This is a genomic window from Aquimarina sp. AU474 (assembly GCF_900312815.1).
Taxonomy (GTDB): Bacteria; Bacteroidota; Bacteroidia; order Flavobacteriales; family Flavobacteriaceae; genus Aquimarina.
The window spans coordinates 174,471-196,400 of sequence record NZ_OMPE01000008.1; the positions used below are offsets into that span (position 1 = coordinate 174,471).

Here is a 21,930-nt window from a genome sequence, read left to right on the forward strand (position 1 = left end):
TAAGTAGAATTTGTAATAAAATATACTCGCAAGTTCTATATTTGCAGAAAACGTAAAATAAATACGGCGTATTTATAGAAACTAATGATATTTCTATCGATATGAGTTTAATATTGAGAATTATTAAAATTAATTTTAATGGAACAAAACAACTTGTTTGATAATACTGAAACTGCATTCGCTTTAAAAAGTGATTCTGAATTAGAAAGAGCATATTTTTTGTTTAAAATGATATCGAACGAACCGCTCGTTAGAATAGGAACGGCAGTTACCAATTTTGCTATCAAAGCACATTTACCTGTTCAAGGATTGATTCGCGCTACTGTATTTGATCATTTTTGTGGTGGCGTCAGTGAAGAAGATTGCTTACCGGTTGTAGATAAGATGTATAGTAAGGGAGTTGGTTCTGTATTGGACTATTCGGTAGAAGGGAAAGAAGAAGAAGCACAATTTGATGCTGTTTTAGAAAAAACACTTCAGATTATTGAATTTGCTGATCAAAAAGATGCGATGTCCTTTGGCGTATTTAAACCTACAGGATTTGGGCGTTTCTTAATTTGGCAAAAGAAAACAGAAGGAACAGATTTAACTCCAGAAGAAGAGAAGGAGTGGAGGAGAATTGAAGAGCGATTTGATTTGGTCTGTAAAAAAGCACATGAATGTGATGTAGCCTTATTAATTGATGGAGAGGAGAGTTGGATGCAAGATGCTGCAGATGATCTAGTGTCAAAAATGATGCGTAAATACAATAAAGATAAGGCAATTGTGTATAATACGTTACAATTGTATAGACACGATAGATTAGAATATTTACAAGGTTTACATGAAGAAGCCAGAGTGTACGATTTTAAAATAGGTGTTAAAATTGTACGAGGAGCGTATATGGAGAAAGAAAACGAACGTGCAAAAGAAAATGGATACCCAACACCAATTTGTAAAGATAAACAGCATACGGATCAAAATTTTAATGATACTATGAAGTATGTTTTAGAAAACTTAGATGATATATCTGTATTTATTGGTACGCATAATGAACATAGTAGTTATCTTGCTATGGAGCTTATGAATCAACTAGGGATAGATAAAACAGATATGAGAGTTTGGTTTGGCCAATTGTATGGTATGAGTGATCATATTAGCTTTAATATGGCGAATGAAGGGTTTAATGTGGCCAAATATGTTCCTTTTGGGCCTGTACGTGATGTGATGCCCTATTTAATTCGGAGAGCAGAAGAAAATACTTCGGTTGCAGGACAAACCAGTAGAGAACTGAACCTGTTGTCTCAAGAAAAGAAACGAAGAAAATTATAAATGAATCTTAACCAGGTTACTGTACCTTCTGTAGATGTAGAAAGATCAATTTCTTTTTATAAAAAATTAGGGCTGAGCTTAATAGTTGAAGCTTTGCCAAATTATGCACGTTTTGAATGTGCAGAGGGTGATGCTACTTTTTCTATTCATAAAGTAGAAGAGTTGCCCAAAGGAGATGGTGTGTATGTGTATTTTGAAACTTCAAAATTAGATATAGAAGTAGATCGACTCATAAAAGAAGGAATTCATTTTGATCAAATGCCAGTAGATCAAACTTGGTTATGGCGAGAAGCTCGACTAAAAGATCCAGATCAGAATCAAGTAATTCTATATTTTGCTGGGGATAATAGAAAAAATCCACCTTGGAGAGTTAATTAGTTAATTCAAAACTAAAAACTGTGACCGAAACAATAATAGATCAATCTTTTGAAAACATGAACTTTTCGGGTCAAAAAATGCCCGCAAAAGAATATGATAATTGCGTGTTCAAGCATTGTGATTTTTCTAATGTAGATATGTCTGTTATCACTTTTTTAGAGTGTAGATTTGAAAACTGTGATTTTACATCGGTTATGTTAAAAAATACGACAGTACAAAACGTCGTTTGCGTAGAGTGTAAAATGCAAGGAGTCAATTTTAGTATTTGTAACGATTTTATGTTTTCTATTCAGTTTAAAAACTGTAATCTAAATTATGCTTCTTTTTATGGCTTTGTTATAAAAAACACTCTGTTTGATAGTTGTTTGCTTAAAGAAACCGATTTTACAGATGCTGATCTAACAGGTTCTAACTTTAGTAATAGCGAATTATCTGGAGCAATTTTTAATAATACTATCGCAGAAAAAGTAGATTTTACTTTAGCAAATAATTTTGATATTGATCCTTCTCAGAATAAACTAAAAAACGCTAAGTTTTCTAAAAACAACTTGATTGGTTTATTACGTAAATTTAATATAAATATCTCCTAAAGTATATTAAATATGTTGTACGTGTTATTTTATCTCATCTCCTGAATAGATTAAAAAAGATTAATTTTATCAAATGAGTAATCCTTCTTTTTATATTCCTTATATAGGAATGTGAAAGGTATTTTAATCAATAATAGCACATGAATCACACAAATCGTAGAAAATTCATAAAATCATTTAGTGCTGGAGTAACGGCATCTATGTTCACACCTGTATTTGCCGCTACGGATCTTGATAAACAAAGAACATCTTTATTAGAGTTATCTAAGTTTGATTATAAAGATTTAGATGAAAACTTTTGGGAACAGGTTGCAGAGCAATTTATTTTTCAACCTAATCTGCATTATTTTAATAATGCTTCTTTAGGACCTTCTCCAATCGTGGTGCAAGAAGCAACTAGAAAATTTAGAGATACCTTAGATGCATTTCCGTCTAAATATATGTGGGGAGCCTGGAAAGATGATGTCGAAAAAGTACGTTCTAAGGTTGCCTCATTATTTTCTGTGTCTAATGAAGAAATTGCTTTGATTCATAATACGACCGAAGGAATGAATTTAATTGCCAGAAGTTTTGATTTACAGAAAGATGACGAAATAATTGTAGCCAATCATGAGCATCCGAGTGGAACAATCCCTTGGGAAGTTTGGCAAGAAACAAAAGGAATTAAAATCGTGAGGCCCGAATTGCCAATATTGCCGGATAATACAGATGAGGTGGTGGCAGTGTATAAAAATGCAATTACTTCTCGTACCAAAATCATCTCTATTTGTCATATCGTAAATACTAATGGAATGATGTTGCCAATTAAAGAAATATCTAAAATGGCCCATGATAAAGGGATTTTGGTAGCGGTTGATGGGGCTCAATCTGCTGGGATGTTATCCATTGATCTTCATGATTTAGGTTGTGATTTTTATGCAGCGAGCTCTCATAAATGGTTGTTTTCTCCTAAAGGAGTAGGAGTGTTATATGCAAAATATGAAAGTCAAAAATTTCTAAAACCACTTATGGTGGCTAGAGGACATAATGATAAAAGTATCCGAAGGTTAGAAAATTACAATACTCGTAACTATCCAGAAGTGCTAGGGTTAGGAACAGCAATCGATTTTTATAATAAAATAGGTAAACAAAATATAGATGAAAGATCGAAAGAATTGAAATCATATTTTAGATCTCAAATACAAAATGATTCTCGGTTTAAAATAAAAACCCCAGCATCAAATGACTTATCTGGAGCTATACAAGTTGTGGAAGTTATTGGTAAAGACGCAAAAGAAATAAAAAAAAAATTGATAGAACAATTTGGAATCGATTGTAGACCAATGACCGATTTTAATTTAAATGCCCTGCGTTTTTCTTTTGCTATTTATATAACAAAAAAAGATATTGATTATTTAGTTAAAGCATTAACAACTATTGCTTCTCTATAACTACATGTTTATGTTTTAATAAATTGAAGATTTGAACTAAAATAGCTATCATTTTGTGTATTTCTTCTTCGTTAAGTGAGGCAAAACCTATACGAATACCATTGTGACGAGCATGTGCTCCGCCATAGCGTTTCCAGTCATTATTCATGCATAAGTGTAATTTTTTGGCTTCACCAAATACGGTATCCCAACTATATTCTTTGTTGAGCAATACCCATACGGCCATACCTCCTTTTGGTATTTCAAAAGTTAGATATCTGTTTAATTTATCTTGTAACAAGCTACAAAATAAATCCCTTCTTATTTTGTATATTTTTAGAACTTTATTACTGTGTCGTTGTATATCACCTTGCGTAATCATTTGCGCAAGAGTTTGTTCTAGAATGGTATCTCCTTGTCTATCGATAATACGGCGAAATTTTGCAGCTTCATCTACTACATTCTTTGGAGCGATAAAATATCCTATCCTCAATGCTGGTGCTATAATCTTTGTAAAACCACCGATATAAATTACATTTCCTATGTAGTCATTACTAGCTAAGGGCAAAATCGGAGCATTGTCATAGTGGAAATCATAATCGTAATCATCTTCAATTATCGCAAAATTGTACTCTTGCGCAAGTTCTAATAATCTCATTCTTCTTTCGGCAGATAAGGTTACAGTAGTTGGATGATGGTGATGAGAAGTAACATATACTGCTCTTATAGGATGTTTTTTGCATAATTTGTCAATTTCGTAAGTATTTATACCATTGATATCAACGGGCACGGTTCGAATGGTACCGCCTGCATTAATAAAAGTGTCATTGGCAGTTGCATAATTTGTGTCACCAACAATTATGTTATTTTGATTTTGTAATAATAACTGACTAGCTAGGTAGATTCCCATTTGACTACCTCTGGTAATAAGAACATTATCGATATTAATTTTTAAACCTCTAGTTTGATTTAGATAAAGTACTAGTGCTTTTCTTAAGTCCTTATTACCATAAATATCACTATAAGTAAGTAAATGTTGGTGATGGACTTTTTTTGTGATATTGCGATATATTTTGGCGATCTCGTCTGTAGGAGCTAATCTGTGATCAGGAATACCATCATTAATTAAAAGTGTATCTTTTGTAACATGTATTGCTTTTCTATCTAGATATGGGTGAATATTAAATTTGAAATTTGATCTCTCCTGAGGAATAGTGGTACTGGTAGCTATGTTTTTTAAATGTAAAGGTTTTATAATAGGTAAATCATTGGTAACAAAGGTTCCTTTTCCTAAGAAACTTTCTATCCATCCTTGGGATAACAATTCGTCGTATGCGGCTATCACAGTTTTACGATGAATTTGTAGGCTTATTGATAAGCTTCGGGATCCTGGTAATTTTGTAGTAGGAGGTAATTTCCCAGATTTTATTAGTCCAATAATTTGATCGCATAATTGAAGGTATAGATGTCTGTTTATGGAACGATCTAATACAATAGTGCTTTTGTAAGGAAATAAGACTGGACTACTCATTATGTCTAAAGTGGATTATTTGAATGATCCATAAAACTAATATTTTTGAGTAGAAAATAAAAGAAGATATGGCAAGTTATTCAGTTTCAGAATTAAATAAGGTTGTAAGAGGACCAAAACGAGCAAATTATAATGTGAGTGACATAAATGCAATCTTGGATGACGCTTTCTTGTGTCATGTAGGATACGTATGGAAAAATCAAGCTATTGTTATTCCAACTGCTTATGGGAGAAAGGAAGATAAAATTTACATTCACGGCTCCTTAAAAAACCGTATGATGTTAGGTTTGCTTGAAGCAGGAGAAGGTAGTTTAACGGTTACGCATTTAGATGGTTTGGTGTTAGCAAGATCTGCTTTTCATCACTCTGCAAATTATCGGTCTGTGGCTATTTTTGGAAAAGTACGTAAAATAGAAGATCCAACAGAAAAAATGGATGCTCTTGAATGCATTTTAAACCATATGATTGCCGGGCATTGGGATAATGTAAGAAGACCTAATGATAAAGAATTTAATGCTACATTAGTGCTCGAAATATGTATTGAAACGGCATCTGCAAAAGTAAGGGCGGAAGGAGTGAATGACGAGCTCGAAGATCATAAAGAACCTATTTGGGCAGGAGTAGTGCCCATAAAACAGATAGCTTATGATGCTATATCAGATGAAGATTTATTGGAGGGAATAGAAGTTCCTAAGGCGGTTAAAAATTATGTAAATCAAAATAAATAAGACGTATTTGTTATGCTAGAAATAAGACCTAATTGCGAAAATTGTAATACATTATTACCCAACGATAGTGATAATGCTATGATATGTTCTTTTGAATGTACATTTTGTAATGAATGTGTATCTACAATATTGCAGAATGTATGTCCTAATTGTGGGGGTGGTTTTCAAAAAAGACCAACTAGACCTGTTAATTGTTTAACTGGTAATTGTGTAGAGAAGTATCCCATTGGCAAACGTAAAGTTTTTAAACCTGTAGAGAGCAATAAGTTTAAAGTGATATTAAAGACTTTTATGAATATTGAACCTAGAAAAAGGTAAATTATGATTGAAATAAGACGAGCTACGATCGATGATGCAAAACATATTTCTTATTTAGGGGCGATTACATTTGACCAATCTTTTGGACATCTTTTTCATGATAGCGAAGGATTAAAACACTATCTGGACACAACCTTTGATTTAGAAAAAATCCAAAACAGCTTAGTGAAATCTGATAATCTATATTGGTTGGCAGTAGAGAATAATTTGCCAGTAGGCTATGGTAAATTACAGTTAAACGCACCTTCAGAATTTGTAGAGGGTACCAATGTTTGTAAGCTGCAAAAGATTTATTTTTTAAATAGCCATGTAGGTAAAGGTATAGGAGGTCGATTACAGCAATTAATATTTGATGAGGCTAAAACAAATAGTTGTGATTATTTATGGTTGTCTGCTCTTAAAGAAAATAAAGAAGCAGTTAAATTTTATGAGCGAAATAATTATTATATAGCAGGGGAGCACCTTTTTGTTATTGGCAAGCAAAAATTTGATTTTTGGGTGATGAGTAAAAAATTAGATGCTGCAAAAACTGAAAACACATAATGGAAATTAGACAAGCAAACTTGAAGGATATACCCCAATTATCATTGATTTTTGATAGTTATAGAGTATTTTATCGAAAGAAACCTGATGTTAACAGTGCTAAAGCCTTTTTAGGCGATAGAATAATGAATAAAGAATCTATAATTTATATAGTAGAAAATGATGAAGGATCATGTGTAGGTTTTGTACAATTATATCCAATTTTTTCTTCAACAAGAATGAAGAAGTTGTGGTTGCTAAATGATTTATACGTTTATCCAGATTTTAGAGGTCAAAAAATTTCTATACAGCTAATCGATAAGGCTAAAGAACTTGCCGTGAAATCTGATTCATGCGGGTTAATTCTTGAAACGGAAAAAACAAATATGATTGGAAACAATTTATATCCAAAAACAGGATTTGTTTGCAATAAAGACAGTAATTTTTATACTTGGGATGTTTGAAAATTTTATTTATTAAGAATTATTAATGGATAATCTTCATAGTTTTTACTGTAGCAATAGAATCGCAATTTTCGACCAATAGATTTATTGTTTTTTCATCGATATCCCCTTCTATTAAGTAAACTTTACAAGAATCCAGTTCGGTGTTGCTTTTAGAAAAATCAACATTTCCTTTGGTAAGTAATGTGGATATGTCTGCCGTGTCTAATTGGTGGTTTTTCATGGCGATTAGGGCTTTTTCAGAGAATATTCTCTCCTTGATTCTTACGTTTTTTAAAACACGAGCAGTAGGACTGTAGTTACACGAGGTTTTTTTTCCTCCCAAAAAGAAAAACAATAGGATAAGCCCTATAGCAAACCCTCCTAAATAATAGAATAAACGTTGCGCAAATTTCATAAACCCAATATAATTAAGAGCTCAAAAGTAAGTAAAGTTTCAAAAAATCAAAGACCTATTACTACAAAGTTTTTTAAAATTAAAAACTATGGTGTTCGACTCAGAATCGCTAGGAAATGTATTAGATGTTGATAACTGAAAAATAAAACCAACTCTGACTTATAAAATCAATAAATTTATATCTCGATAAGAAAGATCAAACCAATCTGCAATAGGTTTGCTTGTTAGGATACCATGATAAAAGTAAAGGCCGCTTTTTAACCCTCGATCAAATCTAACTGCATTTTCAATACCGCCTTCTTCTCCGATTTGCAATAAATAGGGTGTAAAAATATTACTTATAGAAAGCGATGAGGTTCGCGCATATCTAGAAGGAATATTAGGTACACAATAATGTACAACTCCATGTTTCTCGAAAGTTGGATGATCATGAGAAGTCACTTCACTTGTTTCAAAACACCCTCCCATGTCTATGCTTACATCAATTACTACGGCACCTTGCTTCATGCATTCTACCATAGTTTCAGTCACAATAATAGGGGCTCTGTTTTTTCCTCGTATTGCACCGATAACTACATCGCATCGGCGTAGGGCTTTTAGTAAATTTTTTGGTTGTATTGTAGAGGTGTAAAGAGGTCTTCCTACGTTGGTTTGTATACAACGTAATTTAGTAATTGAATTATCAAATACTTTTACATTCGCTCCTAGTCCTATGGAAGAACGTGCTGCAAACTCTCCAACAGTTCCTGCGCCTAATATAACAACTTCGACAGGAGGTACTCCACTAATATTACCCATCATTAATCCAGAACCCGAATTGCTAACGCTATTCATCAATTCGGATGCAATAAGTACAGAAGCAGTTCCTGCGATTTCGCTTAGTGCACGTACTGCGGGATAAGCCCCATCAATATCTCTTATGAATTCAAAACCTAAAGCGGTAATTCTTTTTTTGGCTAAAGCCTGAAAGTAGTCTTTGGATTGCGTTTTTAATTGCAATGCCGAGATTAATACCGTTTGCGGATTGATATGCTCTAATTCCTCTAAAGAAGGTGGTTCGACTTTAAGAATAATTGGGCATCCAAATACTTTTGATTTATCATTGGTGATTTCAGCTCCAGCCTCGCTATAATCCCGATCTGTAAAACTAGCACCAATACCTGCATTGGTTTCAAATAAAACTCGATGTCCATGTGCAGTAAGGGCTGCTACTGCATCTGGAGTTAAGCATACTCTTTTTTCTTGATAACTTGTTTCTTTGGGGATCCCAATAAAGAGTTTTCCTTTTTTACGTGCTACTTCGATCATTTCCTCCTGTGGTAGCAGTTGTTCTTTGGTAAAAGGAGATTTAGGTGTACTCATTTGCGTGAAATTCTGTAACTCAAATTACGAATAAAAATGCCAAGAAAGCAAATAGGATTAAGTATTAGTACAAGTTTTGCGAATCATTCACCCCAAGTAAGTACTCTTTTTTCTTCTTTTGAGAGATTTATCTTTAGGTGGGCTACATCTTCTGGCAATAGGTTAGTTACTTTTTCTGGCCACTCTATAAACACCCACGATTCAGAATCTAAATATTCTTCAAAACCAATATGATGTGCTTCTTCTTCATCTTCGATTCTGTAAAAATCGAAATGATATATGAGCTCAGTACTTCCTTGGTATTCATTGACCAATGAATATGTAGGGCTTGATATGGTGTCTTGCACACCTAGCTGCTTGCAAATTTCTTTGATTAAAGTAGTTTTACCTATCCCCATTTCGGCATCAAATAACAATATTTTGCTATTCACATTTTTGATGATCTTAGTAGCAACATCTGGCAGATCATCTAGAGTATATATTAGTGTCATTTTTGTATACGCTAAAATTTAAAAATCAAGAGCTTCAATAGTATGAAACAATAATTATCTTGGATTTAATACAATAAAAGGAATAATCATTTCTTCTAAAGACACACCTCCATGTTGATATGTGTTTCTATAATAACTTACATAATGGTTGTAGTTATTTGGATAAGCAAAGAAATAATCTCCTTTTGCAAAAATAAATGAACTACTCATGTTTATTGATGGTAGATAGATATCTTTGGGGTTAGTGGCTTCTAAGACTTCTTTATCTTCATAAGTAAGACTCTTTCCTGTTTTGTAACGTAGATTAAGGCTTGTATTTTTATCACCAATCACCTTTGATGGGTTTTTAACATTAATTGTTCCGTGATCTGTGGTTATTAATAATTTAAAACCTAGTTGTTGTGCTTGAGAAATCATTTCTAAAAGAGGTGAGTTCTTAAACCAACTTTGCGTTAAAGATCTATATGACTTGTCATTAGAAGCAAGTTCTTTTATAACTTCCATTTCCGTTTTACTATGAGAAAGCATATCTACAAAGTTATATACCACTACAGTAAGATCGTTGTCTTTTAATCCCTTAAAATTAGCGGCTAAGGTCTTTCCTGAGCGTTCATTTGTGATCTTGTAATATTCATGTTTTATGTCTAAACCTAATCTTTGTAGTTGAGCAGTTAAGAAATCATTTTCATACATATTTTTTCCGCCTTCATCGGTGTCATCTAACCAAAGATCAGGATGTTTTTTTTTCATTTCCGAAGGCATTAATCCAGAAAAGATAGCATTCCTGGCGTATTGAGTAGCTGTAGGAAGGATGCTGAAAAAAGAAGATTCCTGTTCTTTTTTGTAATAGTTATTCACGGTTGGTTCAAATGCTTTCCATTGATCATACCGCAAATTATCTATAACGACTAATAAAGTGGGTTGGTCTTTACTTATTTCGGGAACTACTTTTTCTTTAAATAAAGTATGAGACATTACCGGAGCATCATGCCTTCCATCAAACCAATCTGGATAATTTTTGTCTATGAATTTGCAAAATTGTGAGTTAGCTTCAACTTTTTGAGATTCTAGTATTTCGAACATTCCTGTATCTTCAATATCTTCTAATTGAATCTCCCAATAAATCAACCTTTGATATAAATCCACCCACTCTTCAAAAGAATTTACCATAGCCATATCCATAGCTATTTTTCTAAATTCTTGTTGGTAATTTGATGTGGTTTTTTCTGAAACTAAACGAGAATTATCTAGATTTTTTTTGAGGCTAAGAAGTATCTGATTAGGATTGACGGGTTTAATTAAGTAGTCTGCTATTTTACTACCTATAGCTTCTTCCATTATATATTCTTCCTCACTTTTAGTGATCATAACTACAGGTATACTGTCTTTTTTTTCTTTGATTTCAGACAATGTTTCTATTCCCGAAAGGCCGGGCATATTTTCATCTAAAAAAACAATATCAAAATTTTCATCTTCAAGAATATCTAATGCCTCAGTACCACTTTGACATTTGGTAACTTCATAGTTTTTCTTTTCTAAAAACAATATATGTGGTTTAAGTAAATCAATTTCATCATCAACCCATAAGATCTTTATTTTACTCATCAATTCTATTTTTATTATTTGTGAACTTTTTTGTGCGGCTTACTAGGATATTTTTTAAAGATACTATAATTTAAATTTTGCAGGAAATGTGCCATATGAATGGCATATATGTATATTTGCTATTGTAAAATTATAGTACACTTGAAAAAAAGAAATAAGCTCAAAATATTAAACGACCCAATTTACGGTTTTATTACTATACCTAATGAACTAATTTTTGACCTCATAGAGCATAAATATTTTCAAAGATTACGTAGGATTTCTCAAATGGGACTTTCGTATTTGGTATATCCAGGAGCTCATCATACTCGTTTTCATCATGCACTGGGATGTATGCATTTAATGCAAAAATCGGTCAGAGTTCTTCGTTTTAAGGGGGTTACAATATCTAATGAAGAAGAAGAGGCGCTTTATGCAGCTATTTTATTACATGATATTGGTCATGGGCCTTTCTCTCATGCGATGGAGCATAGTATTGTTAACGAGGTGAGTCACGAGTCTATTTCGTTAATGTTTATGCAAAAAATTAATAAAGAATTTAACGGTAGTTTAACGCTTGCAATACAAATTTTTAAGGGAGAATATCATAGAATTTTTTTACATCAGTTAATTTCTAGCCAATTGGATATGGATCGGTTGGATTATTTGAAACGAGATAGTTTTTATACTGGTGTTGCGGAAGGTAATATAAATAGTGAACGTTTGATTACAATGTTAACTGTTGAAGATGATGAACTTGTAATAGAAGAAAAAGGAATTTATTCTGTAGAAAAATTTTTACTAGCAAGAAGATTAATGTATTGGCAGGTGTATCTGCACAAGACAAGTTTGGTAGCAGAAAGTATATTGATTAGAGTATTAAAAAGAGCAAAAGAGTTGGTTGAAAATGGAATAAAACTGAAAGCAAGCAATGCTCTAACATTCTTTTTGGAACATAAAATTACTTATGAGAATTTTAGTACAGAGGTTTTAGGAACATTTTCTCAGTTGGATGATTACGACATAGTATCAGCGATGAAAGAATGGATGTACTCTGATGATTTTGTGCTTAGTACACTATCCTCGATGATTATAAATAGAGATCTTTTAAAAATAAAGATTAAAAAGAAGCCCTTTGAATCGAATAAGAAAGAAAAGCATATTGCAAAATTTATAGAAAAACATAAAATTTCGGAAGAAGAAGCGCGTTACTTTGTGTTTGAAGGTACAATTTCTAATCAGGCTTATCACCAAAATAAACAAAACATAAACATTTTGTTTAAGTCCAGAAAAATAATGGATATTGTGAAAGCTACTGATGAGTATAACCTTGAAGCGTTATCAAAACCCGTTACTAAATATTTTATGTGCTCTCCAAAGTACAAACATTAATACATTTTTTATACTTTTGCTAGAATGATTTTTACAGCCACACAAATTGCAGGTATTTTGAACGGAGAAATCGAAGGAGATGAATCTGTTGAAGTATCTAAACTAGCTAAAATAGAGGAAGGGACTAAAGGTACATTAACCTTTTTATCAAATCCTAAATATACCCAATTTATCTATTCTACTGATGCGTCTATTACTATAGTGGATAAATCTTTTGAAGCAGAATCAGAAATTAAGACCACTCTTATTAGAGTAGATGATGCTTATAAAGCTTTCTCTCAATTACTTGAATATTATAATATGGTAAAAATGAATAAAACTGGTATTGAACAACCAAGTTTTATTTCGCAAACGGCATCTTATGGAGATGGTATTTACTTTGGAGCATTTTCTTATATGGGAGAAAATGTAGCCATTGGGCAAAATGCCAAAATATTTCCTAATGTATATATTGGTGATAATGTTACTTTAGGGGATAATGTAGTTGTTTTTGCTGGAGCCAAAATATATTCAGAAACTATTATTGGAGACAATTGTGTAATCCATAGTGGAGCAATTGTTGGAGCAGATGGATTTGGATTTACGCCTAATGAAAAAGGAGAATACAGCAAAGTGCCGCAAACCGGTAATGTGATAATAGAGGATAATGTAGATGTAGGAGCGGGCACTACGATTGATAGAGCTACTTTGGGATCTACGGTTATACGTAAAGGAGTAAAGCTGGACAACCAGATACAAATAGCGCATAACGTTGAGATAGGAGAACATACTGCTATTGCTGCTCAAACAGGTATAGCTGGATCTACTAAAATAGGCCGGAATTGCCTTATAGGAGGTCAAGTAGGTATAGCAGGGCATCTTACGATTGGTAATGGTGTACGCATACAAGCCCAATCAGGTATTGGAAGAAATATAAAGGATGGGGAAGCCATTCAGGGATCTCCCGCTTTGGGATATTCAGACTATAATAAGTCATATGTACATTTTAAAAATCTCCCTAAGATTGTGGATAGGGTATACAAACTAGAGAAAAAGATAAATAATAATGAGTGACGTTGTTGGAAATAAACAAAGAACCATTAAACGAGAAGTTAAGCTTACTGGGGTAGGTTTACATACGGGAAAAGAAGTAACATTAACCTTTAAACCAGCTCCAGAAAATCATGGATATGCATTTTGTAGGGTAGATCTAGAAGGTAGCCCTATTATTGAAGCTGATGCTAATTATGTGGTAAATACACAAAGAGGGACAAATCTTGAGAAAAATGGTGTTAGTATTCAAACCTCAGAGCATGTATTAGCAGCATGTGTTGGTTTAGAGATAGATAATCTTTTAATAGAATTAGATGCTTCAGAACCACCAATAATGGATGGCTCTAGTAAGTTTTTTATTGAAGCTTTAGAACAAGCGGATATTGTAGAGCAAGAATTAGAAAGAGAAGAATATATTGTAAAGGATGTTATTTCTTACACAGATGAAGAGTCGGGTAGTGAGATAATTGTAATGCCATCTGAGGAGTATCAAGTTACTACTATGGTGGACTTTGGTACGAAAGTACTTGGTACACAAAATGCTTCTTTAAAACACTTGTCTGATTTTAAGAAAGAAATAGCAGATGCAAGAACCTTTAGTTTTTTGCATGAGTTAGAAATGTTACTTGAGCATGGTTTAATCAAAGGAGGAGATCTTAATAATGCCATTGTATATGTCGATAAGGAATTAAGTTCGGCTACTATGGAAAAATTAAAAGTAGCCTTTGGAAAAGATTCTATAGCTATCAAACAAAATGGTATTTTAGATAATCTTACATTACATTATCCTAATGAAGCCGCCAGACATAAATTATTAGATGTTATTGGAGATTTAGCATTAATAGGAACTCGAATTAGAGGTAAGATTATTGCTAATAAACCAGGGCATTTTGTAAATACTCAATTCGCCAAAAAACTTTCAAAAATTATTAAAATTGAGAAACGTAATAAAGTGCCTCAATTTGATCTTTTTAAAGAACCACTAATGGATATTAATAAGATTATGGATATGTTGCCACATAGACCACCATTCTTATTAATAGATAGAATATTAGAAATGTCTGATAGTCATGTGGTAGGTTTAAAGAATGTTACCATGAATGAGCCTTTCTTTGTTGGTCATTTTCCTGGAGCTCCTGTAATGCCTGGCGTAATGCAAGTTGAAGCAATGGCTCAAACGGGAGGGATTTTGGCATTAAGTACTGTTCCTGATCCAGAAAATTACCTTACTTATTTTATGAAAATAGATAAGGTAAAATTTAAACAACAAGTCCTCCCAGGAGATACACTTATATTCAAATTAGAATTAATAACTCCGATTCGTCGAGGTATTTGTCATATGCAAGCTTTCGCTTATGCCAATGGGAAATTAGTAACCGAAGCAGAGTTAATGGCTCAAATTGTAAAATCAAAATAAATAATAAATGCAAATGAAATAGGTAATATTTTAGTATCCTTGCGAACCGTAAATGGTTTGATACCTAATTTTGTTTGATCTTTATATAAAAATAAACTAAGTACCGATGAATCAACCTTTAGCTTATGTTCATCCAGGAGCAAAAATTGCAAAAAATGTTGTAATAGAACCTTTTACAACAATTCACAATAATGTAGTGATAGGAGAGGGGACCTGGATAGGTTCTAATGTTACTATTATGGAAGGTGCTCGTATAGGGAAAAATTGTAGTATTTTTCCGGGAGCAGTAATTTCGGCAGTTCCTCAGGATAAAAAATTTAATGACGAAGATACTATAACCGAAATTGGCGATAACACAACGATTAGAGAGTGTGTTACTATCAATAGAGGGACTACAGATAGGATGAAAACTAAAATCGGGAAAAACTGTTGGATAATGGCCTATTGTCACATAGCACATGATTGTATTGTAGGTGATAATTGCATATTTTCAAATAATAGTACCCTAGCAGGACATATTAATGTAGGTGATTATGTGGTTTTAGCTGGTATGGCTGCTGTAAACCAATTTTGTAGTATAGGGAATCATGCTTTTGTTACAGGAGGGTCTTTAGTTCGAAAAGATGTGCCTCCATTTGTTAAAGCAGCAAGAGAACCTTTATCGTATGTAGGGATCAACTCGATAGGATTGCGTAGAAGGGGTTTTTCTACAGAGAAAATAAGAGAAGTGCAGAATATATATAGAATTTTGTACCAACAAAATTATAATAATTCTCAGGCGGTGGCTATTATCGAGGCCGAAATGGAAGCGACTACAGAAAGAGATGAAGTTCTTGAATTTATAAAGAACTCTCAAAGAGGTATTATGAAAGGATACTTCTCGAATTAAGCATTTTAGATAATAAGAATAAAAGTATATAAGAATGGCAAGTACTAGCGATATTAGAAATGGTTTGTGTATTAAATACAATCATGATATTTATAAGATTATTGAATTTTTACATGTAAAACCGGGTAAAGGACCTGCTTTTGTGAGAACAAAGTTAAAAAGTGTAACTACGGGTAAAGTAATTGATAATACTTTTTCAGCAGGTCATAAAATTGATGATGTTCGTGTAGAAACGCATAAGTTTCAGTTCTTATATGCCGAAGGAGATACATACCATTTTATGAATACGGAGGATTATAATCAAATTACTCTTGAGAAATCTGCTCTGGATTCGCCTGGATTATTAAAAGAAGGAGCAGTGGTAACTGTTATTATTAACTCTGAAGATCAAATGCCTTTATCAGTAGAAATGCCAGCAAGTGTTATTCTTGAAGTAGCATCTACAGAACCAGGAGTGAAAGGTAATACAGCTACCAATGCGACTAAACCTGCAATTGTAGAAACAGGAGCCGAAGTTATGGTACCTCTTTTTATTAACGAAGGTGATAAAATTAAGGTAGAAACAGAAAAAGGTACCTATAAAGAAAGAATCAAAGAATAATAAACATTCTTAATTTTTATAATGAAATTTCCTCAGGCGCACACCTTACAACAAATTGCCACAATTATATCTTCAAAATTTATTGGGGATCCAGATTTTCCGGTTTTAGGTATGAATGAAATCCATGTGGTTACCCCAGGCGATATTGTCTTTGTAGATCATCCTAAATATTATGATAAAGCATTACAAAGTGCAGCTACTGTTGTTTTAATTAATAAAGATGTAGATTGCCCCGAAGGTAAAGCTTTACTTGTTTCCGATGATCCCTTTAGAGATTTCAATAAGCTTACAACATATTTTAGACCTTTTAATAAGGCAAATGCTTTGATTTCTTCTTCAACACAAATAGGAAAAGGAACCGTGATTCAACCAGGAGCTTTTATTGGTAATAATGTTATAGTCGGAGATGACTGTTTGATACATTCAAACGTTACTATTTATGACAACACTATTATAGGTAATAATGTAACAATACATGCAGGCACTGTTTTAGGTGGAGATGCTTTTTATTACAAGAAAAGACCCGAAGGTTTTGATAAGTTAATTTCTGGCGGTAGAGTTGTTATCGAGGATAATGTAGATTTGGGTGCGTTATGCACAATTGATAAAGGAGTTACCGGAGATACAACTATCAAGCAAGGCGCAAAGATAGATAATCAAGTACATGTTGGTCATGATACTGTTATCGGTAAGAAATGTTTAATAGCTTCTCAAGTAGGTATAGCGGGTTGCGTGGTTATAGAAGATGAGGTGACAATATGGGGACAAGTTGGAATTACTAGCGGAATTACTATTGGAACAAAAGCTGTTATTTCTGCTCAATCTGGAGTTAGTAAATCATTAGATAGTAATAAGAGTTATTTTGGAACTCCAGCAGATGATTTTAGAAAAAAGTATAAAGAAATTGCCGCTATTAGGCAGATACCTGATTTAATAGAAAAATTGAAAAAGAATGAGTAATACAGCAAAGGATATTGTAAAGTCCTTTTATGAAACAGATTTAATACACAATTCCGAAGCTTTTTCTGAGTATTTACACCCCGAGATTGAGTTGTATTGGAATAGTAGTTTTGGTTTCTCAAAGAAAAATTTTAATGATATCAAGACGATGTTTAGTGAAATGGCATTATCCTTCGAGACATTTAGATGTGAAATAAGTCATCTAATTGCCGAAGATAATCAGGTAACCATTAGGTATACGTACTTTGCTAAAACTATTGAAACTCCTGATAAAGAAGAAGCAATAGCACATTTTATTTCTATATGGGAGTTAAAAGATGCTAAACTTTATAGAGGATACCAGATAAGTCAACAGGGAGATAGTACTCCAGAGAGTATGAAATCATTTCTTTCAAAATAATTAAACTTTCATTTTAACCATAGTAATCAAAAGCTTACTTTTGAAGCTTTAAAAGAAATAAAAAAATCATAACGCAATGAGTGTTTTAGTTAATAAAGATTCAAAAATTATTGTTCAAGGTTTTACAGGTAGTGAAGGTACTTTTCATGCCGGTCAAATGATTGAATATGGAACAAATATCGTTGGAGGTGTTACTCCAGGAAAAGGTGGTCAAACTCACCTAGATAAACCAGTTTTTAATACTGTTGCAGAAGCAGTTAAAGAAGTTGGAGCTGATACTACTATTATTTTTGTACCACCAGCTTTTGCAGCAGATGCTATTATGGAAGCTGCGGATGCAGGTATTAAAGTGATTATTACTATTACTGAAGGAATTCCTGTTGCAGATATGATTACAGCGTCTAGTTATATTCAAGACAAAGGATGTAGACTTATTGGTCCTAACTGTCCAGGAGTGATTACTCCGGGAGAGGCTAAGGTTGGTATTATGCCAGGTTTTGTATTTAAAAAAGGAAACGTAGGTATTGTTTCAAAATCTGGAACATTAACGTATGAAGCTGCAGACCAGGTTGTAAAACAAGGATTGGGAATTACTACAGCAATCGGAATTGGTGGAGATCCTATTATAGGAACTACAACAAAAGAAGCTGTAGAATTATTGGTTAATGATCCTGAGACAGAGTGTGTAGTAATGATTGGAGAAATTGGAGGTCAACTTGAAGCAGATGCTGCTAAGTGGATCAAAGATAGCGGAACCAAGAAGCCTATTGTTGGGTTTATTGCTGGAGAAACAGCACCTGCTGGACGTACCATGGGGCACGCTGGAGCAATTGTAGGTGGAAGTGAAGATACTGCTGCTGCTAAAAAAGCAATTATGAGAGAATGTGGAATACACGTAGTAAATTCTCCTGCAGAAATTGGTAAAAAAGTACTAGAAGTATTGGGCTAAAAACTAACATGACATTATATCGAAACCTCTTGGAGTTAAATTCAAGAGGTTTTTTATTGAAGATTTTTCTTGTTAAAATAATATTAAAATATGCCATATTCATAATAACTACACGTATTATAGCAAATTAATTATGAATGAATTCATATAATCAACTTTGATGTGTTAAATCATCAGTAAACAACAATTATAATAACATATGAAATTAATTAAATCTATTTTATTGTTACTAATAGTCATATCTCTTAGTAATTGCAAAGATTCATCATCAAAAAATGAAATAGCCCAAGAAATTAAAGTAGAAAAGCATGTCGATGCTACTGGCTTTAATTATGAAACTGTAACAAACGATCCTACAGGGTTAAGATTATATACATTAGATAATGGACTTAAGGTATATCTTTCTAAAAATGAGGAAGAACCTAAAATTCAAACCTATATCGCTGTACGTGCTGGATCAAATTATGATCCTAAAGAGTCTACAGGCCTTGCTCATTATTTAGAACATATGGTATTTAAAGGTACCGATGAGATTGGTAGTCAGGATTTTGAAAAGGAAAAAATAATGCTTCAACAGATTTCTGATTTGTATGAAAGTCATAAAAATGAAGCAGATCCTGAAAAAAAGAGTGAAATTTATAAAAAGATTGACGAAGTATCACAAGAAGCGTCAAAACTTTCTATTTCTAATGAATATGATAAGATGATTAACTCTTTAGGAGCAGAAGGTACTAACGCACATACATCGTGGGAAGAAACTGTTTATAAGAACAAAATCCCAGTAAACGAATTGGATAAATGGCTAAAAGTAGAAAGTGAGCGTTTTAGTCAATTAGTGCTACGTTTATTTCATACAGAACTAGAAGCTGTTTATGAAGAGTATAATAGATCACAAGATAGTGACTTCAGAAAATCATATTATGCAATGCTAGAAGGATTGTTCCCTAATCATCCTTATGGACAACAAAGAACTATTGGTACTTCAGATCACTTAAAAAATCCATCAATGGTAGCTATTCATAATTATTTTGATAAATATTATGTCCCTAATAATATTGCCGTTGTTTTGGTAGGGGATATCGATTTTGATAAAACTATTAAGAAAGTAAACGACGCTTTTGGACATTTTGAAAACAAAGAAGTAACTCATCCTGAATTACCGAAAGAGAGCGCAATTACAGGTCCTATTGTAAAAGAAGTATTTGGTCCAACTGCAGAAAATGTTTCAATTGCATATCGTTCTGAGGGTATAGGTACAAAAGAAGAAAAATTACTTACGATGGCAGATATGTTATTGGCTAATGGTACAGCTGGTCTAATTGATTTAAACTTAAATCAGAAACAATTAGTCCAAAATGCAAGTTGTTCTCCAACATTTCAGAATGATTATGGTTTTCATAGATTTACGGGAACGCCAAAAAATGGTCAATCTCTCGATGAAGTAAAAGATTTGATCTTAGGTCAAATTGAGAAACTAAAAAAAGGAGAATTCGATGATTGGATGATGTCTGCTGTAGTTAACGATTTGAAATTATCGCAAACGCGCCAGTATGAAAATAATACTGCTCTTGCATCAGCATATTACAACGCATTTATTCATAGACAGGATTGGAATAATAGAATAAAATTCCTTGATGGCTTAAAAAAGATTAGTAAACAAGAATTGGTAGATTTCGCGAATACTTTTTATAAGGACAATTATGTAATGGTCTATAAAAGAAAAGGAGAGGATAGTAATATCACGAAGGTGCAAAACCCTGGGATTACTCCGGTGCAGTTAAATAGAGACAAGCAGTCTGAATTTTACAAAGAATTTAGTGCTATCGAGACTAAACCATTACAACCTAAGTTTGTTGATTATAAAACTTCAATTAACGAAACCACAATGGATAATGGAGTCAAGGTTTCTTATATCGAAAATCCGAATAATGATCTGTTTAATCTAAATGTTATTTTTGATATGGGTCAAGATAATGACCGTAAAGCTTCCTTGGCTGCTGGATATTTGGATTATTTAGGAACAGATAAATATTCTCCAGAAGAGTTGAAGAAAGAGTTTTACAAATTGGGGATTAATTATAATGTTAGCACAGGTTCTGATATTACATTTGTTGGATTATCAGGGTTAAAAGAAAATTTAGATCAAGGTTTAACTTTGCTTGAACATTTATGGAATAATGCTGTTGCTGATCAAGAAACGTATAATAAATATGTTGATCAAATAGCAAAAGGACGTGATGATGGTAAAACTCAAAAAGGAAATATCCTTTGGAATGGTTTACTTAATTATGGAATGTATGGTGAGAATTCTCCGTTAAGAAATATATTTACTGTAGGAGAATTACAAAAAATCAATCCGCAAGAATTAGTGGATAAGATAAAAGAGCTTAAAAACTTCAAGCAACGTATTTTTTACTACGGTAAAGATGTAGACGCGGCACTTGCATCTTTAAATAAAAATCATAATGTTAATGCAGAATTAGCAGATTATCCTGAAAAAACAACATATCTACAAAAAGAAACAGGTGGTAATGTTTATTTTGTGGATTATGATATGGTACAAAGTGAAATGATATTTTTGGCAAAAGGAGCTGAGTTTGATCCAAAAAAGATGGCGGCTTCAAGATTGTTCAATACGTATTTTGGTAGCGGTTTGTCATCTATTGTTTTTCAGGAGATTCGAGAATCAAAATCATTAGCGTATTCGGCTTTCTCTGCATATTCAACTGCATCAGAAAAGGATAAATCAGATTATGTATATGCATATATAGGTACGCAAGCTAATAAAATGCCAGAAGCTGTAGATGCTATGATGGATCTTATGAGTAATATGCCAGAAGCAGAGAAGCAATTTAATGCAGCAAAAGAAGCTACCTTGAAAAAGATAGCTGCACAGAGAATTACTAAATCTAATATTTTCTGGACATATGAAGGATTAAAGAAAAGAGGTATTGACTATGATAATCGAGAGGAAATGTATAATACCATTAAAAACATGGAACTTACAGATTTAAAAACTTTTTTTAATGAAAATATAAGTGGAGAGACATATAATGTACTCGTTGTAGGTAACAAGAAAGATGTTGATATGAAAGCATTATCCAAATTAGGAGAAGTACAAGAAATAGACGTAGATTTTCTTTTTAATTATGAGAAGAAAAATGAAGACCTTAAGTTATAAGGTGTTGTCATAATATATTTATAA

The 21,930-nt window shown here is 32.8% G+C and carries 22 protein-coding genes; 17 read left to right on the forward strand and 5 right to left on the reverse strand.

What is annotated here, in order from left to right:
• Nucleotides 1-138: 138 nt before the first annotated feature.
• From DK508_RS10590 to DK508_RS10605, 4 genes are all read left to right on the forward strand, one after another.
• Entirely contained in the window at nucleotides 139-1,311 is a 1,173-nt protein-coding gene (locus tag DK508_RS10590) for a proline dehydrogenase family protein (protein WP_109300738.1), read from the forward strand.
• Nucleotides 1,312-1,689 (forward strand): VOC family protein, encoded by a 378-nt coding sequence (locus tag DK508_RS10595; RefSeq protein ID WP_109300739.1) that lies wholly within the window; start codon nucleotides 1,312-1,314, stop codon nucleotides 1,687-1,689.
• A 20-nt stretch (nucleotides 1,690-1,709) separates the two neighbouring features.
• Nucleotides 1,710-2,279, forward strand: coding sequence for a pentapeptide repeat-containing protein (locus DK508_RS10600; RefSeq protein WP_160114650.1), 570 nt, complete (start codon nucleotides 1,710-1,712; stop codon nucleotides 2,277-2,279).
• A 140-nt stretch (nucleotides 2,280-2,419) separates the two neighbouring features.
• Entirely contained in the window at nucleotides 2,420-3,709 is a 1,290-nt protein-coding gene (locus DK508_RS10605) for an aminotransferase class V-fold PLP-dependent enzyme (protein WP_109300741.1), read from the forward strand.
• Here DK508_RS10605 and DK508_RS10610 read toward each other — a convergent pair.
• Nucleotides 3,693-5,219 carry a PLP-dependent aminotransferase family protein gene (locus DK508_RS10610; protein ID WP_109300742.1) on the reverse strand — a complete coding sequence of 509 codons (1,527 nt, stop codon included), beginning with the start codon at nucleotides 5,217-5,219 and terminating at the stop codon, nucleotides 3,693-3,695. The two genes, DK508_RS10605 and DK508_RS10610, sit on opposite strands and share 17 nt — an antisense overlap.
• A gap of 68 nt (nucleotides 5,220-5,287) precedes the next feature.
• Between DK508_RS10610 and DK508_RS10615 the strand changes: the two genes are divergently transcribed.
• The 4 genes from DK508_RS10615 to DK508_RS10630 are packed head-to-tail and all read left to right on the forward strand — an operon-like array spanning nucleotide 5,288 to nucleotide 7,251.
• Nucleotides 5,288-5,947, forward strand: a complete 660-nt coding sequence (locus tag DK508_RS10615) for a pyridoxamine 5'-phosphate oxidase family protein (RefSeq protein WP_109300743.1) — start codon at nucleotides 5,288-5,290, stop codon at nucleotides 5,945-5,947.
• A 12-nt stretch (nucleotides 5,948-5,959) separates the two neighbouring features.
• On the forward strand, nucleotides 5,960-6,265 hold the full coding sequence (locus DK508_RS10620) for a DUF1272 domain-containing protein (RefSeq protein ID WP_109300744.1): 306 nt from the start codon (nucleotides 5,960-5,962) through the stop codon (nucleotides 6,263-6,265).
• Between the two features lie 3 nt (nucleotides 6,266-6,268).
• Nucleotides 6,269-6,808, forward strand: a complete 540-nt coding sequence (locus tag DK508_RS10625) for a GNAT family N-acetyltransferase (protein ID WP_109300745.1) — start codon at nucleotides 6,269-6,271, stop codon at nucleotides 6,806-6,808.
• A complete protein-coding gene (locus DK508_RS10630; protein WP_109300746.1) occupies nucleotides 6,808-7,251 on the forward strand; it encodes a GNAT family N-acetyltransferase in 444 nt (147 codons plus the stop codon). The genes DK508_RS10625 and DK508_RS10630 overlap by 1 nt, the downstream gene beginning before the upstream one ends.
• A gap of 22 nt (nucleotides 7,252-7,273) precedes the next feature.
• On the opposite strand, the gene DK508_RS10635 is transcribed toward DK508_RS10630, so the two are convergent.
• From DK508_RS10635 to DK508_RS10650, 4 genes are all read right to left on the reverse strand, one after another.
• Entirely contained in the window at nucleotides 7,274-7,648 is a 375-nt protein-coding gene (locus DK508_RS10635; protein ID WP_109300747.1) for a DUF4258 domain-containing protein, read from the reverse strand.
• 159 nt (nucleotides 7,649-7,807) lie between these two features.
• On the reverse strand, nucleotides 7,808-9,010 hold the full coding sequence (locus DK508_RS10640; RefSeq protein ID WP_109300748.1) for an alanine dehydrogenase: 1,203 nt from the start codon (nucleotides 9,008-9,010) through the stop codon (nucleotides 7,808-7,810).
• A gap of 83 nt (nucleotides 9,011-9,093) precedes the next feature.
• Nucleotides 9,094-9,501 (reverse strand): tRNA (adenosine(37)-N6)-threonylcarbamoyltransferase complex ATPase subunit type 1 TsaE, encoded by a 408-nt coding sequence (gene tsaE / locus DK508_RS10645; RefSeq protein WP_109300749.1) that lies wholly within the window; start codon nucleotides 9,499-9,501, stop codon nucleotides 9,094-9,096.
• 54 nt (nucleotides 9,502-9,555) lie between these two features.
• Nucleotides 9,556-11,106 carry a bifunctional response regulator/alkaline phosphatase family protein gene (locus DK508_RS10650; RefSeq protein ID WP_109300750.1) on the reverse strand — a complete coding sequence of 517 codons (1,551 nt, stop codon included), beginning with the start codon at nucleotides 11,104-11,106 and terminating at the stop codon, nucleotides 9,556-9,558.
• A 141-nt stretch (nucleotides 11,107-11,247) separates the two neighbouring features.
• Between DK508_RS10650 and DK508_RS10655 the strand changes: the two genes are divergently transcribed.
• From DK508_RS10655 to DK508_RS10695, 9 genes are all read left to right on the forward strand, one after another.
• Nucleotides 11,248-12,477: an HD domain-containing protein gene (locus DK508_RS10655; RefSeq protein WP_109301316.1), complete on the forward strand. Its 1,230-nt coding sequence runs from the start codon at nucleotides 11,248-11,250 to the stop codon at nucleotides 12,475-12,477.
• Nucleotides 12,478-12,501: 24 nt separating this feature from the next.
• On the forward strand, nucleotides 12,502-13,530 hold the full coding sequence (lpxD, locus tag DK508_RS10660; protein ID WP_109300751.1) for a UDP-3-O-(3-hydroxymyristoyl)glucosamine N-acyltransferase: 1,029 nt from the start codon (nucleotides 12,502-12,504) through the stop codon (nucleotides 13,528-13,530).
• Nucleotides 13,523-14,926 carry a bifunctional UDP-3-O-[3-hydroxymyristoyl] N-acetylglucosamine deacetylase/3-hydroxyacyl-ACP dehydratase gene (locus DK508_RS10665; protein WP_109300752.1) on the forward strand — a complete coding sequence of 468 codons (1,404 nt, stop codon included), beginning with the start codon at nucleotides 13,523-13,525 and terminating at the stop codon, nucleotides 14,924-14,926. The genes lpxD and DK508_RS10665 overlap by 8 nt, the downstream gene beginning before the upstream one ends.
• A 106-nt stretch (nucleotides 14,927-15,032) precedes the next feature.
• Nucleotides 15,033-15,815: an acyl-ACP--UDP-N-acetylglucosamine O-acyltransferase gene (lpxA, locus tag DK508_RS10670; RefSeq protein WP_109300753.1), complete on the forward strand. Its 783-nt coding sequence runs from the start codon at nucleotides 15,033-15,035 to the stop codon at nucleotides 15,813-15,815.
• Between the two features lie 34 nt (nucleotides 15,816-15,849).
• Nucleotides 15,850-16,416, forward strand: coding sequence for an elongation factor P (gene efp / locus DK508_RS10675; RefSeq protein WP_109300754.1), 567 nt, complete (start codon nucleotides 15,850-15,852; stop codon nucleotides 16,414-16,416).
• A 21-nt stretch (nucleotides 16,417-16,437) separates the two neighbouring features.
• Complete coding sequence (locus DK508_RS10680) at nucleotides 16,438-17,376, forward strand: UDP-3-O-(3-hydroxymyristoyl)glucosamine N-acyltransferase (RefSeq protein ID WP_109300755.1); 939 nt, start codon at nucleotides 16,438-16,440, stop codon at nucleotides 17,374-17,376.
• Nucleotides 17,369-17,776, forward strand: a complete 408-nt coding sequence (locus DK508_RS10685; protein WP_109300756.1) for a nuclear transport factor 2 family protein — start codon at nucleotides 17,369-17,371, stop codon at nucleotides 17,774-17,776. Before DK508_RS10680 ends, DK508_RS10685 begins: the two co-directional genes overlap by 8 nt.
• 76 nt (nucleotides 17,777-17,852) lie before the next feature.
• Entirely contained in the window at nucleotides 17,853-18,725 is an 873-nt protein-coding gene (sucD, locus tag DK508_RS10690; RefSeq protein ID WP_109300757.1) for a succinate--CoA ligase subunit alpha, read from the forward strand.
• 199 nt (nucleotides 18,726-18,924) lie between these two features.
• The gene (locus tag DK508_RS10695; protein WP_109300758.1) at nucleotides 18,925-21,906 is read left to right on the forward strand and encodes a pitrilysin family protein; all 2,982 of its coding nucleotides are present in this window, start codon (nucleotides 18,925-18,927) and stop codon (nucleotides 21,904-21,906) included.
• The last annotated feature ends 24 nt before the right edge of the window (nucleotides 21,907-21,930 follow it).

Excerpts from the sequence above, each read along its gene's own strand:
- DK508_RS10595 (WP_109300739.1), top strand. The coding sequence starts at position 1,312 with ATGAATCTTAACCAGGTTACTGTACCTTCTGTAGATGTAGAAAGATCA.
- DK508_RS10605 (WP_109300741.1), top strand. The coding sequence starts at position 2,420 with ATGAATCACACAAATCGTAGAAAATTCATAAAATCATTTAGTGCTGGA.
- lpxA (WP_109300753.1), top strand. The coding sequence starts at position 15,033 with ATGAATCAACCTTTAGCTTATGTTCATCCAGGAGCAAAAATTGCAAAA.
- DK508_RS10610 (WP_109300742.1), bottom strand. The coding sequence starts at position 5,219 with ATGAGTAGTCCAGTCTTATTTCCTTACAAAAGCACTATTGTATTAGAT.
- DK508_RS10625 (WP_109300745.1), top strand. The coding sequence starts at position 6,269 with ATGATTGAAATAAGACGAGCTACGATCGATGATGCAAAACATATTTCT.
- DK508_RS10680 (WP_109300755.1), top strand. The coding sequence starts at position 16,438 with ATGAAATTTCCTCAGGCGCACACCTTACAACAAATTGCCACAATTATA.
- DK508_RS10650 (WP_109300750.1), bottom strand. The coding sequence starts at position 11,106 with ATGAGTAAAATAAAGATCTTATGGGTTGATGATGAAATTGATTTACTT.
- DK508_RS10620 (WP_109300744.1), top strand. The coding sequence starts at position 5,960 with ATGCTAGAAATAAGACCTAATTGCGAAAATTGTAATACATTATTACCC.
- tsaE (WP_109300749.1), bottom strand. The coding sequence starts at position 9,501 with ATGACACTAATATATACTCTAGATGATCTGCCAGATGTTGCTACTAAG.
- DK508_RS10640 (WP_109300748.1), bottom strand. The coding sequence starts at position 9,010 with ATGAGTACACCTAAATCTCCTTTTACCAAAGAACAACTGCTACCACAG.
- DK508_RS10635 (WP_109300747.1), bottom strand. The coding sequence starts at position 7,648 with ATGAAATTTGCGCAACGTTTATTCTATTATTTAGGAGGGTTTGCTATA.
- efp (WP_109300754.1), top strand. The coding sequence starts at position 15,850 with ATGGCAAGTACTAGCGATATTAGAAATGGTTTGTGTATTAAATACAAT.
- DK508_RS10685 (WP_109300756.1), top strand. The coding sequence starts at position 17,369 with ATGAGTAATACAGCAAAGGATATTGTAAAGTCCTTTTATGAAACAGAT.
- sucD (WP_109300757.1), top strand. The coding sequence starts at position 17,853 with ATGAGTGTTTTAGTTAATAAAGATTCAAAAATTATTGTTCAAGGTTTT.
- DK508_RS10695 (WP_109300758.1), top strand. The coding sequence starts at position 18,925 with ATGAAATTAATTAAATCTATTTTATTGTTACTAATAGTCATATCTCTT.
- DK508_RS10665 (WP_109300752.1), top strand. The coding sequence starts at position 13,523 with ATGAGTGACGTTGTTGGAAATAAACAAAGAACCATTAAACGAGAAGTT.
- DK508_RS10590 (WP_109300738.1), top strand. The coding sequence starts at position 139 with ATGGAACAAAACAACTTGTTTGATAATACTGAAACTGCATTCGCTTTA.
- DK508_RS10615 (WP_109300743.1), top strand. The coding sequence starts at position 5,288 with ATGGCAAGTTATTCAGTTTCAGAATTAAATAAGGTTGTAAGAGGACCA.
- DK508_RS10630 (WP_109300746.1), top strand. The coding sequence starts at position 6,808 with ATGGAAATTAGACAAGCAAACTTGAAGGATATACCCCAATTATCATTG.
- lpxD (WP_109300751.1), top strand. The coding sequence starts at position 12,502 with ATGATTTTTACAGCCACACAAATTGCAGGTATTTTGAACGGAGAAATC.